At 55.6% G+C, this 12,205-nt stretch carries 11 protein-coding genes, 4 tRNA genes and 2 rRNA genes; all 17 read left to right on the forward strand.

The annotated features are described in order from the left end of the window. A 23S ribosomal RNA gene (locus CKW24_RS06110) occupies positions 1-107 on the forward strand; the annotation flags it as partial. A gap of 168 nt (positions 108-275) precedes the next feature. Beyond that, positions 276-391: ribosomal RNA gene (gene rrf / locus CKW24_RS06115) — 5S ribosomal RNA — on the forward strand. A gap of 136 nt (positions 392-527) precedes the next feature. After that, positions 528-1,487, forward strand: a complete 960-nt coding sequence (birA, locus tag CKW24_RS06120) for a bifunctional biotin--[acetyl-CoA-carboxylase] ligase/biotin operon repressor BirA (RefSeq protein WP_095166153.1) — start codon at positions 528-530, stop codon at positions 1,485-1,487. Continuing rightward, positions 1,477-2,226 carry a pantothenate kinase gene (locus CKW24_RS06125; RefSeq protein WP_095166155.1) on the forward strand — a complete coding sequence of 250 codons (750 nt, stop codon included), beginning with the start codon at positions 1,477-1,479 and terminating at the stop codon, positions 2,224-2,226. Before birA ends, CKW24_RS06125 begins: the two co-directional genes overlap by 11 nt. Before the next feature lie 7 nt (positions 2,227-2,233). Then, entirely contained in the window at positions 2,234-2,680 is a 447-nt protein-coding gene (locus tag CKW24_RS06130) for a hypothetical protein (RefSeq protein WP_095166156.1), read from the forward strand. 142 nt (positions 2,681-2,822) lie between these two features. After that, a tRNA-Tyr gene (locus CKW24_RS06135) sits at positions 2,823-2,907 on the forward strand. A gap of 25 nt (positions 2,908-2,932) precedes the next feature. Continuing rightward, positions 2,933-3,006: transfer RNA gene (locus tag CKW24_RS06140), tRNA-Gly, on the forward strand. Between the two features lie 26 nt (positions 3,007-3,032). Continuing rightward, positions 3,033-3,108, forward strand: a tRNA-Thr gene (locus CKW24_RS06145). 85 nt (positions 3,109-3,193) lie between these two features. Beyond that, positions 3,194-4,387, forward strand: a complete 1,194-nt coding sequence (gene tuf / locus CKW24_RS06150; RefSeq protein ID WP_010467251.1) for an elongation factor Tu — start codon at positions 3,194-3,196, stop codon at positions 4,385-4,387. A 53-nt stretch (positions 4,388-4,440) separates the two neighbouring features. After that, positions 4,441-4,516: transfer RNA gene (locus CKW24_RS06155), tRNA-Trp, on the forward strand. A 45-nt stretch (positions 4,517-4,561) separates the two neighbouring features. Further along, positions 4,562-4,930, forward strand: coding sequence for a preprotein translocase subunit SecE (secE, locus tag CKW24_RS06160; protein ID WP_095166158.1), 369 nt, complete (start codon positions 4,562-4,564; stop codon positions 4,928-4,930). A 9-nt stretch (positions 4,931-4,939) separates the two neighbouring features. Further along, positions 4,940-5,473 carry a transcription termination/antitermination protein NusG gene (nusG, locus tag CKW24_RS06165; protein ID WP_003186097.1) on the forward strand — a complete coding sequence of 178 codons (534 nt, stop codon included), beginning with the start codon at positions 4,940-4,942 and terminating at the stop codon, positions 5,471-5,473. 117 nt (positions 5,474-5,590) lie between these two features. Next, on the forward strand, positions 5,591-6,022 hold the full coding sequence (gene rplK, locus CKW24_RS06170; RefSeq protein WP_007933726.1) for a 50S ribosomal protein L11: 432 nt from the start codon (positions 5,591-5,593) through the stop codon (positions 6,020-6,022). Beyond that, complete coding sequence (gene rplA / locus CKW24_RS06175; RefSeq protein WP_003176434.1) at positions 6,022-6,717, forward strand: 50S ribosomal protein L1; 696 nt, start codon at positions 6,022-6,024, stop codon at positions 6,715-6,717. Before rplK ends, rplA begins: the two co-directional genes overlap by 1 nt. 199 nt (positions 6,718-6,916) lie before the next feature. Then, positions 6,917-7,417, forward strand: coding sequence for a 50S ribosomal protein L10 (gene rplJ / locus CKW24_RS06180; RefSeq protein ID WP_003176433.1), 501 nt, complete (start codon positions 6,917-6,919; stop codon positions 7,415-7,417). A gap of 78 nt (positions 7,418-7,495) precedes the next feature. Further along, on the forward strand, positions 7,496-7,861 hold the full coding sequence (gene rplL / locus CKW24_RS06185) for a 50S ribosomal protein L7/L12 (protein ID WP_025215758.1): 366 nt from the start codon (positions 7,496-7,498) through the stop codon (positions 7,859-7,861). Positions 7,862-8,081: 220 nt separating this feature from the next. Beyond that, complete coding sequence (gene rpoB, locus CKW24_RS06190; protein ID WP_095166162.1) at positions 8,082-12,155, forward strand: DNA-directed RNA polymerase subunit beta; 4,074 nt, start codon at positions 8,082-8,084, stop codon at positions 12,153-12,155. The last annotated feature ends 50 nt before the right edge of the window (positions 12,156-12,205 follow it).

Below are 12,205 nucleotides of genomic sequence, written 5' to 3' on the forward strand. Positions count from 1 at the left end.
TGAGTCCCCTGAAGGGCCGTCGAAGACTACGACGTTGATAGGTTGGGTGTGTAAGCGCTGTGAGGCGTTGAGCTAACCAATACTAATTGCCCGTGAGGCTTGACCATATAACACCCAAGCAATTTGATTACTCGAAAGAGCATCAGATTGCGGTGTGTGAAGACGAAACGAACCGAAAGTTCGAATCTGCTCAAAGCAGCACACAACACCGAAAGCTATCACATACCCAATTTGCTGAAGCGAGGCCGTCTGGCCACGACTCAGTACCCGAATTTCTTGACGACCATAGAGCATTGGAACCACCTGATCCCATCCCGAACTCAGCAGTGAAACGATGCATCGCCGATGGTAGTGTGGGGTTTCCCCATGTGAGAGTAGGTCATCGTCAAGATTAAATTCCGAAACCCCTATCTGCGTATGCAGGTAGGGGTTTTGTTTTTGTCCGCGAGAAAGTTGGCGTATAGGGTTTCTATGCAACAGCGCGGGGCATGGCTATCATGCGGGCCTCATTGTGAGGCGATACTTGCATGCTGACGTTGTTAAAACTCTTGAAAGATGGTCGTTTCCATTCCGGGCAAGCGCTTGGCGTTGCTCTGGGGATCAGCCGGAGTGCTGTTTGGAAGCAACTCCAGCATCTCGAGGCGGAGTTGGGTCTCACTATTCATAAGGTGCGTGGTCGCGGCTATCAGTTGCGCGCGCCCCTGACGCTGCTCGATCCGGCCGGGATCGCTGAGCATTCGCCGTCCAGTCAATGGCCGGTGCTGGTCTTTGACTCGCTTGATTCAACCAATGCCGAAGCCCTGCGTTCAATCGAGCGGGGGATGGCGGCGCCGTTCCTGGTGCTTGCGGAGCGGCAAACGGCCGGTCGTGGTCGCCGGGGTCGCAAGTGGGTCAGTCCCTTTGCCGAAAACCTTTACTACAGCCTAGTGCTGCGTATCGATGGTGGTATGCGCCAGTTGGAGGGCTTGAGCCTGGTGGTAGGCCTTGCCGTGATGCAGACTTTGAGAGACCTGGGCATTGCTGGGGCGGGGTTGAAGTGGCCCAATGATGTACTGGTTGGCGAGAAAAAGATCGCCGGCATATTGTTGGAGTTGGTCGGAGATCCCGCTGATGTGTGCCACGTTGTCCTGGGTGTGGGGATCAACGTGAATATGCAGGAGGCTGATGAGGTCGATCAGCAGTGGACCTCCATGTACTTGGAGGCGGGCAAGGGGTTTGATCGTAATCTGCTGGTGGCACACCTCGGTGGTGTGCTCCAGGAACACCTTAATCGTCACCAGTCTGCAGGTTTTTCGGTGCTGCAGGCGCAGTGGGAGCAAGGTCACCTCTGGCAAGGGCGTGCGGTATCGCTGATTGCCGGGGTGAACCGGATTGATGGTGTGGTGATGGGTATCGACGGGCAAGGTGCGCTGCGCTTGAAAGTCGACGGCGTGGAAAAGGTTTTTAGTGGTGGCGAGCTAAGTTTGAGGCTGCGCGATGATTCTTGAGCTCGACTGTGGGAATAGCTTTATCAAGTGGCGCGTGCTGCATGCAGACGCCACGCATCTGTTTGCCGAGGGTGTGGTGGACTCGGACCTGGCCCTGCTGGAGGGTCTGCGCGGCTGTGTGGGGCTGGATCTCAAGTACTGTCGCCTGGTCAGTGTGCGCACCAATGATGAAACGGCAGCGTTGGTGACGGCATTGGCCGATGCATTTGGTGTTTTCGCGCTGTGTGCGGCGCCGTCCAGGTTGATGTCCGGGGTTGAGAATGGTTACGAGGATTTTCAGCGACTCGGCCTCGATCGCTGGTTGGCCATGCTCGGCGCCTATCACCTGGCCGCAGGGGCCTGTCTGGTACTGGATTTCGGTACGGCACTGACAGCCGACTTCATTGCTGCTGATGGCAAACACCTGGGGGGCTTCATTTGCCCGGGTATGCCGCTGATGCGTCATCAATTACGCACGCACACCCGGCGCATTCGTTATGACGACATCGCGGCCTCTCGGGCGCTGGAAAGTTTCGCGCCGGGTCGTAATACGGTTGAGGCGGTAGAGCGTGGCTGTTCATTGATGCTGCGTGGGTTTGTCCTGACTCAGCTGGAACTGGCGCGTGAGTACTGGGGCGAAGATTTCAGCGTGTTTCTCACCGGCGGCGACGCGGACCTGGTGTCCGGCGTCGTCCCGCAAGCGCGGGTAGTGCCGGATCTTGTATTCGTGGGTCTGGCCATGGCCTGTCCATTGTCCTGAGGTTCTTATGCGTTGGTTGTTTCTGCTGTTGTTGGTTCTTAACGTCTTCTATTACGTCTGGCATCAGCAGGAGGTGCCCTTGCGTGCCAAGGACGTTACTCCGCTAAGTTTGTATAAGGGGTCGCAGCAGGATATCCGGCTGTTGAGTGAAACCAGGAGCTCCGCAGTGGCGCGCGACACGTCCAGGGCTGAGTCGGCGGATGAGAGCTGCCTGTACCTGGGCGGATTTGCTCGCCAGGAGACGGCCAGGGCATTCGAGGGGCGGCTGGCTGCGCTCGATATCAAGGTGCAACAGCTGGCAACTTCGCTGCCAGATTCAGCCGGCTTCTGGATGCGCGTATCCCCGCAAACCCGGCATTTGGCCGATGACGCTGCCTTGCAGAAGCTTGTTAATGAATTCAATGAGTTAAAACATAAAATAATGCGGTGCGAGGGGGTTGCAACTGCTCAATAGGTTGCATAGAATGGCGCCCGCTACGCAGTGAAGGCCTTTAACGGCAAACATCGCGAAGCACGGTCAACGCAGCTAACCTCAGGTTTTTAATGAGAAAATGCTTGACAGAAGGCTGGCATGATGTAGAATGCCGGCTCGCTTAGGAGGGGTTCCCGAGCGGCCAAAGGGATCAGACTGTAAATCTGACGTCTACGACTTCGAAGGTTCGAATCCTTCCCCCTCCACCATTTTTAGCGTGAGCTGCAAGCTTACGCGGGTATAGTTTAGTGGTAGAACCTCAGCCTTCCAAGCTGATGATGCGGGTTCGATTCCCGCTACCCGCTCCAAGTTTGCAGGTTGTGCAAAGTGTTTCGCTCTTGTAGCTCAGTTGGTAGAGCACACCCTTGGTAAGGGTGAGGTCAGCGGTTCAAATCCGCTCAAGAGCTCCATATAACAAGGCAGATATGAAAATATCTGCCTTTGTTTTAATGGCTAGTGTGACTTGTTTAATTCTTCTCTGTAGGGGTGAATTCGATGGCTAAGGAAAAGTTCGAACGTAATAAGCCGCACGTCAACGTAGGCACCATTGGTCACGTCGACCACGGCAAAACTACTCTGACTGCTGCTCTGACTCGTGTCTGCTCCGAAGTGTTCGGTTCGGCGAAGGTCGACTTCGACAAGATCGATAGCGCCCCTGAAGAAAAAGCTCGTGGCATTACCATTAACACCGCTCACGTTGAGTACGATTCGGCCGTGCGTCACTACGCACACGTGGACTGCCCAGGTCACGCCGACTACGTAAAAAACATGATTACCGGTGCTGCTCAGATGGATGGCGCAATTCTGGTTTGCTCGGCCGCTGATGGTCCGATGCCGCAAACCCGTGAGCACATTCTGTTGTCCCGCCAGGTAGGCGTTCCGTACATCGTGGTCTTCCTGAACAAGGCTGACATGGTTGACGACGCTGAGCTGCTGGAGCTGGTTGAGATGGAGGTGCGTGATTTGCTCAGCACCTACGATTTCCCGGGTGACGACACTCCGATCATCATTGGTTCGGCGCTGATGGCGCTGAATGGTCAAGACGACAACGAGATGGGCACTACTGCCGTCAAGAAGTTGGTCGAGACTCTGGATACTTATATTCCGCAGCCTGAGCGTGCTATCGACAAGCCGTTCCTGATGCCAATTGAAGACGTATTCTCGATCTCTGGTCGTGGTACGGTTGTGACTGGTCGTGTAGAGCGTGGCATTGTTCGCATCCAGGAAGAAGTTGAGATCGTTGGTCTTCGTGACACGGTCAAGACAACTTGCACGGGTGTTGAGATGTTCCGCAAGTTGCTGGACGAAGGTCGTGCTGGTGAGAACTGTGGCGTATTGCTGCGTGGCACCAAGCGTGATGACGTTGAGCGTGGTCAGGTCCTGGTCAAGCCGGGTACTGTCAAGCCGCACACCAAGTTCACTGCAGAGGTTTACGTTCTGAGCAAGGAAGAGGGTGGTCGTCATACGCCATTCTTCAAAGGCTACCGTCCACAGTTCTACTTCCGGACCACTGATGTGACCGGTAACTGCGAACTGCCGGAAGGCGTCGAAATGGTAATGCCAGGTGACAACATCCAGATGACTGTCACTCTGATCAAAACCATCGCGATGGAAGATGGTCTGCGTTTCGCTATCCGTGAAGGCGGTCGTACCGTCGGCGCTGGCGTCGTAGCCAAAGTAATCGAGTAAGTTGTTGTAATGTCTTTTTCAGGCCGGCATAATGGTCGGCCTGATTTTGTTTTAGGTCAGTAGCTCAATTGGCAGAGCGACGGTCTCCAAAACCGTAGGTTGGGGGTTCGATTCCCTCCTGACCTGCCAGATTCACTCAGTGTGTCTGGCTTTCTTTTCACAGGATCTTCATAGATGACTCCTAAGGCTGAAGCTCAAGGCTCTCGCTTCGATCTGCTTAAGTGGCTAGTAGTAGCTGCTTTGGTGGTTGTTGGCGTTGTTGGCAATCAGTATTACTCTGCTTCGCCGATCCTGTACCGTGTACTCGCTTTGCTTGCTATTGCTGCTGCAGCTGCCTTTGTAGGCCTGCAAACAGCGAAGGGCAAGTCTTTCTTTGTACTGGTTAAGGAAGCTCGCACCGAGATTCGTAAAGTCGTGTGGCCAACTCGCCAAGAAACCACGCAGACCACCCTGATTGTGGTGGCTGTTGTTCTGGTTATGGCGTTGCTGTTGTGGGGGCTTGATTCCCTGCTCGGTTGGCTTGTTTCCTTGATTGTTGGCTAAGGGTGTCCCGTGGCTAAGCGTTGGTACGTTGTGCATGCTTACTCGGGTTACGAGAAGCATGTCATGCGCTCGTTGGTAGAGCGCGTAAAGCTGGCTGGCATGGAAGATGGCTTCGGCGAAATTCTGGTTCCCACTGAAGAAGTGGTTGAAATGCGTAATGGCCAGAAACGCAAAAGCGAGCGCAAATTCTTCCCTGGTTATGTGCTGGTCCAGATGGATATGAACGAGGGTACTTGGCACTTGGTCAAGGACACTCCTCGGGTGATGGGTTTCATCGGCGGTACCGCTGATAAACCTGCACCGATCACTGATAAAGAGGCAGAAGCGATTCTGCGTCGTGTTGCTGATGGTAGCGACAAGCCGAAGCCGAAGACGTTGTTCGAGCCGGGCGAAGTGGTTCGTGTCACCGACGGTCCGTTTGCCGATTTCAATGGCACGGTCGAAGAAGTTAACTACGAAAAGAGCCGGATCCAAGTGGCAGTGCTCATTTTCGGTCGCTCTACTCCGGTAGAGCTAGAGTTCAGCCAGGTCGAAAAGGTCTAGCCGAACAAGCATCCCAACCCCGCAGCCCTAGGCTGTGGGGTTTTGTCGTCACTGGGATAAACGCGCAAGTAACCGGGGAGCCTTTCGAGGCGTTTGAACCCGTAATTGGAGTGCCTCATGGCCAAGAAGATTACCGCTTACATCAAGCTGCAAGTGAAGGCCGCTCAGGCTAACCCAAGCCCACCTGTTGGTCCGGCCCTGGGTCAGCACGGCGTGAACATCATGGAATTCTGCAAGGCTTTCAACGCCCGTACTCAGGGTCTTGAGCCAGGTCTGCCGACTCCAGTGATCATCACTGTCTACAGCGACCGTAGCTTCACGTTCGAAACCAAGTCGACCCCTGCTTCGGTTCTGCTGAAGAAGGCTGCTGGTCTGACTAGCGGTTCCGCTCGTCCTAACACCGTTAAGGTTGGCACCGTAACTCGTGCTCAGCTGGAAGAAATCGCGAAAACCAAAAACGCGGATCTGACTGCAGCTGATATGGAAGCAGCCGTGCGTACTATCGCCGGTTCTGCTCGTAGCATGGGCCTTAACGTGGAGGGTGTGTAATGGCTAAGCTGACCAAGCGCCAAAAGGCTATCGCCGGCAAAATCGAAGCGGGCAAGTCCTACAACTTTGTAGACGCTGCTGCCCTGCTGACCGAGCTGTCGACTGTCAAGTTCAGCGAGTCCGTTGACGTTGCTGTAAACCTGGGCGTTGACCCACGTAAATCCGACCAGGTCGTTCGTAGCGCTACTGTGCTGCCACACGGTACTGGCAAGACTGTACGTGTTGCTGTCTTCACCCAAGGCCCGGCAGCTGAAGCTGCTCTGGCCGCTGGCGCCGATCGCGTTGGCATGGACGACCTGGCTGCCGAAATGAAAGGCGGCGACCTGAACTATGACGTCGTTATTGCTTCCCCGGATGCAATGCGCGTTGTAGGTCAGTTGGGTCAGATCCTCGGTCCACGTGGTCTGATGCCTAACCCTAAAGTCGGCACCGTAACTCCAGACGTAGCTACCGCGGTTAAAAACGCCAAGGCTGGTCAGGTTCGTTATCGCACCGACAAAAACGGCATCATCCACACTTCCGTTGGCAAAGTCGGTTTCGACGCCGTCAAGCTGAAGGAAAACGTTGAAGCCCTGATCGCTGATCTGAAGCGTATCAAGCCAGCTTCCTCGAAAGGTATCTACGTCAAGCGCGTTACCCTGAGCACCACTATGGGCCCAGGTCTGGTCATCGACCAAGGCTCGCTGGACGTATAAGCAATACATTGGCGTGAGAAATCACGCCAATTGAAAAAATTGGGGTCCCTGCCTGGCGGGGGCTATCCAAGACCGTAGGCGACGTAAGTCTTAAACCACAAGCCTACGCAGATGGTGCTCCCGGTTCCTTACCGAATCAGACACCAAAACGACATCCGGCTCCGGCCAGATGAAACGGTAACAAGCAGGAGTTAAACCCGTGGCAATTAATCTCGAAGACAAGAAGGCCATCGTCGCTGAAGTCAACGAGGCTGCCAAAGCTGCTCTGTCCGCTGTCGTGGCTGATGCCCGTGGTGTGACAGTAGGCGCTATGACCGGACTCCGTAAAGAGGCTCGTGAAGCTGGCGTATACGTACGTGTTGTACGTAACACCCTGCTCAAACGCGCTGTTGCTGACACTGAATACAGTGTCCTCAACGACGTGTTCACCGGCCCGACTCTGATCGCGTTCTCCAAAGATCATCCAGGCGCTGCTGCCCGTTTGTTCAAGGAATTCGCCAAGAGTCAGGATAAGTTCGAGATCAAGGCAGCTGCGTTCGAGGGCAAGTTCCTCGCAGCTAACCAAATCGACGTACTGGCAACACTGCCGACCCGTAACGAAGCTATTTCTCAGCTGATGAGCGTGATTCAAGGCGCTACCAGCAAGTTGGCTCGTACTCTGGCTGCAGTTCGCGAGCAAAAAGAAGCTGCCGCAGCCTAAGGCTGAGCACTTTCTTTCGCGTATTTTTGTTTATTTCGATGGCCGCGTAGGCCGTCCCCCAATTCAGGAAATACAGCAATGTCTATCTCCCAAGACGATATCCTCAACGCCGTAGCTGAAATGTCGGTTCTGCAGGTTGTTGAGCTGATCAAAGCTTTCGAAGAAAAATTCGGCGTTTCCGCTGCTGCTGCATCGGCTGGTCCAGCTGCTGCTGCCGCCGTTGTTGAAGAGCAAACCGAATTCAACGTCATGCTGACCGAAGCTGGCGAGAAGAAAGTAAACGTGATCAAGGCAGTACGTGAACTGACCGGTCTGGGCCTGAAAGAAGCCAAGGCTGTAGTTGACGGCGCTCCTGCCATGGTTCTGGAAGCTGTTTCGAAAGACGCAGCTGACAAAGCCAAAGCAACTCTGGAAGAAGCAGGCGCTAAAGTCGAGCTGAAGTAAGCTTCGACTTTGCGTCTCCAGCCCGAGCGTTAAGCGAAAGGCTGATGGCTGGTGGCTCTTGCCACCGGCCTTTTTCCGTTATTGGCAGCCGATTGGGTCGGTGTCGATAACGTGCTGTAACCACCCGATGCGGTGGCGCAAACCATGGGGTTTGCACGATTTTCTGGCTGCTCCCGTCGGGAGGGGCCAAACAAGCAGGTGACCAAGCTGGGGAACGCTGATGGCTTACTCATATACTGAGAAAAAACGTATCCGCAAGGACTTTAGCAAGTTGCCGGACGTCATGGATGTGCCTTACCTCCTGGCCATCCAGCTGGATTCGTATCGTGAATTCTTGCAAGCGGGAGCGACTAAAGATCAGTTCCGCGACGTGGGCCTGCATGCGGCCTTCAAATCCGTTTTCCCGATCATCAGCTACTCCGGCAATGCTGCGCTGGAGTACGTCGGTTATCGCCTGGGCGAACCGGCATTTGATGTCAAAGAATGCGTATTGCGCGGTGTAACTTACGCCGTACCTTTGCGGGTAAAAGTGCGCCTGATCATTTTCGACAAAGAATCGTCGAACAAAGCGATCAAGGACATCAAAGAGCAAGAAGTCTACATGGGTGAAATCCCCCTGATGACTGAGAACGGTACCTTCGTAATCAACGGTACCGAGCGTGTAATCGTTTCCCAGCTGCACCGTTCCCCGGGCGTGTTCTTCGACCACGACCGTGGCAAGACGCACAGCTCTGGCAAACTGCTGTACTCGGCGCGGATCATTCCTTACCGCGGTTCGTGGCTGGACTTCGAGTTCGACCCGAAAGACTGCGTATTCGTGCGTATCGACCGTCGTCGCAAGCTGCCTGCATCGGTACTGCTGCGCGCGCTGGGCTATACCACTGAAGAAGTGCTGGACGCGTTCTATACCACCAACGTTTTCCACCTGAGCGGCGAAACCCTCAGTCTGGAACTGATTGCTTCGCGTCTGCGTGGTGAAATCGCTGTTCTTGATATTCAGGACGAGAAGGGCAAGGTCATCGTTGAGGCTGGTCGCCGTATTACTGCGCGCCACATCAACCAGATCGAAAAAGCCGGCCTCAAGACCCTGGAAGTGCCTCTGGACTACGTCCTGGGCCGCACTACCGCCAAGGCCATCGTGCACCCGGCAACCGGCGAAATCCTGGCAGAGTGCAACACCGAGCTGAACACCGAGATCCTGGCGAAAATCGCCAAGGCCCAGGTTGTTCGCGTCGAGACTCTGTACACCAACGATATCGACTGCGGTCCGTTCGTCTCCGACACCCTGAAGATCGACTCCACCAGCAACCAATTGGAAGCGCTGGTCGAGATCTATCGCATGATGCGTCCAGGCGAGCCGCCAACCAAAGACGCTGCCGAGACCCTGTTCAACAACCTGTTCTTCAGCCCTGAGCGCTATGACCTGTCTGCGGTCGGCCGGATGAAGTTCAACCGTCGTATCGGTCGTACCGAGATCGAAGGTTCGGGCGTGCTGTGCAAGGAAGACATCGTCGCGGTACTGAAGACCCTGGTCGACATCCGTAACGGTAAAGGCATCGTCGATGACATCGACCACCTGGGTAACCGTCGTGTTCGCTGCGTAGGCGAAATGGCCGAGAACCAGTTCCGCGTTGGCCTGGTACGTGTTGAGCGTGCGGTCAAAGAGCGTCTGTCGATGGCTGAAAGCGAAGGCCTGATGCCGCAAGACCTGATCAACGCCAAGCCAGTTGCTGCGGCGGTGAAAGAGTTCTTCGGTTCCAGCCAGCTGTCCCAGTTCATGGACCAGAACAACCCGCTGTCCGAGATCACCCACAAGCGTCGTGTCTCTGCACTCGGCCCGGGCGGTTTGACTCGTGAGCGTGCTGGCTTTGAAGTCCGTGACGTACACCCGACTCACTACGGTCGTGTCTGCCCGATTGAAACGCCGGAAGGTCCGAACATCGGTCTGATCAACTCCCTGGCGGCCTATGCGCGCACCAACCAGTACGGCTTCCTCGAGAGCCCGTACCGTGTGGTGAAAGACGCCCTGGTTACCGACGAGATCGTGTTCCTGTCCGCCATCGAAGAAGCTGATCACGTGATCGCTCAGGCTTCGGCCACGATGAACGACAAGAAAGTCCTGATCGACGAGCTGGTAGCTGTTCGTCACCTGAACGAGTTCACCGTCAAGGCGCCGGAAGACGTCACCCTGATGGACGTATCACCGAAGCAGGTAGTTTCGGTTGCAGCGTCGCTGATCCCGTTCCTCGAGCACGATGACGCCAACCGTGCGTTGATGGGTTCGAACATGCAGCGTCAAGCTGTACCCACCCTGCGCGCTGACAAGCCGCTGGTCGGTACCGGCATGGAGCGTAACGTAGCTCGTGACTCCGGCGTTTGCGTCGTGGCTCGTCGTGGCGGCGTTATCGATTCCGTCGACGCCAGCCGTATCGTGGTTCGTGTTGCTGATGACGAAGTTGAAACCGGCGAAGCTGGTGTCGACATCTACAACCTGACCAAGTACACCCGCTCCAACCAGAACACCTGCATCAACCAGCGTCCGCTGGTGCGTAAAGGTGATCGGGTTCAGCGTAGCGATATCATGGCCGACGGCCCGTCCACCGACATGGGTGAACTGGCGCTGGGTCAGAACATGCGCATCGCCTTCATGGCATGGAACGGCTTCAACTTCGAAGACTCCATCTGCCTGTCGGAACGTGTAGTTCAGGAAGATCGCTTCACCACGATCCACATCCAGGAACTGACCTGTGTGGCACGTGACACCAAGCTTGGGCCAGAGGAAATCACTGCCGACATCCCGAACGTGGGTGAAGCGGCACTGAACAAGCTGGACGAAGCCGGTATCGTTTACGTAGGTGCTGAAGTAGGCGCAGGCGACATCCTGGTGGGTAAGGTCACTCCGAAAGGCGAGACCCAGCTGACTCCGGAAGAAAAACTGCTGCGTGCGATCTTCGGTGAAAAAGCCAGCGACGTTAAAGACACATCCCTGCGTGTACCAACCGGTACCAAGGGCACTGTCATCGACGTACAGGTCTTCACCCGTGACGGCGTTGAGCGTGATGCTCGTGCTCTGTCCATCGAGAAGACTCAGCTCGACGAGATCCGCAAGGATCTGAACGAAGAGTTCCGTATCGTTGAAGGCGCGACTTTCGAACGTCTGCGTTCCGCTCTGGTCGGCCACAAAGCCGAAGGCGGCGCCGGCCTGAAGAAAGGTCAGGAGATCACCGACGAAGTACTCGACGGTCTTGAGCACGGCCAGTGGTTCAAACTGCGCATGGCTGAAGATGCTCTGAACGAGCAGCTCGAGAAGGCCCAGGCCTACATCGTTGATCGCCGCCGTCTGCTGGACGACAAGTTCGAAGACAAGAAGCGCAAACTGCAGCAGGGCGATGACCTGGCTCCAGGCGTGCTGAAAATCGTCAAGGTTTACCTGGCAATCCGTCGCCGCATCCAGCCGGGCGACAAGATGGCCGGTCGTCACGGTAACAAAGGTGTGGTCTCCGTGATCATGCCGGTTGAAGACATGCCGCACGATGCCAATGGCACTCCGGTCGACGTGGTCCTCAACCCACTGGGCGTACCTTCGCGTATGAACGTTGGTCAGATTCTTGAAACCCACCTGGGCCTCGCGGCCAAGGGTCTGGGCGAGAAGATCAACCGCATGATCGAAGAGCAGCGTAAAGTTGCCGAGCTGCGCAAGTTCCTGCACGAGATCTACAACGAGATCGGCGGGCGCCAGGAAAGTCTCGATGACTTCTCCGACCAGGAAATCCTGGATCTGGCGAAAAACCTGCGTGGCGGCGTACCAATGGCCACTCCAGTGTTCGACGGTGCCAAGGAAAGCGAAATCAAGGCCATGCTGAAACTGGCAGACCTGCCAGAAAGCGGCCAGATGCAGCTGACCGACGGCCGTACCGGCAACAAGTTCGAGCGCCCGGTTACCGTTGGCTACATGTACATGCTGAAGCTGAACCACTTGGTAGACGACAAGATGCACGCTCGTTCTACCGGTTCGTACAGCCTGGTTACCCAGCAGCCGCTGGGTGGTAAGGCGCAGTTCGGTGGTCAGCGTTTCGGGGAGATGGAGGTCTGGGCACTGGAAGCATACGGTGCTGCATACACTCTGCAAGAAATGCTCACAGTGAAGTCGGACGATGTGAACGGCCGGACCAAGATGTACAAAAACATCGTGGACGGCGATCACCGTATGGAGCCGGGCATGCCCGAGTCCTTCAACGTGTTGATCAAAGAAATTCGTTCCCTCGGCATCGATATCGATCTGGAAACCGAATAACACGTGACGTGAATCGAGAGCGGGGCGCGATTGCCCGCTCTCTGCTCCGC

Origin of the sequence: Pseudomonas sp. Irchel 3H3 (genome assembly GCF_900187635.1) — a bacterium.
Classification (GTDB): Bacteria; Pseudomonadota; Gammaproteobacteria; order Pseudomonadales; family Pseudomonadaceae; genus Aquipseudomonas.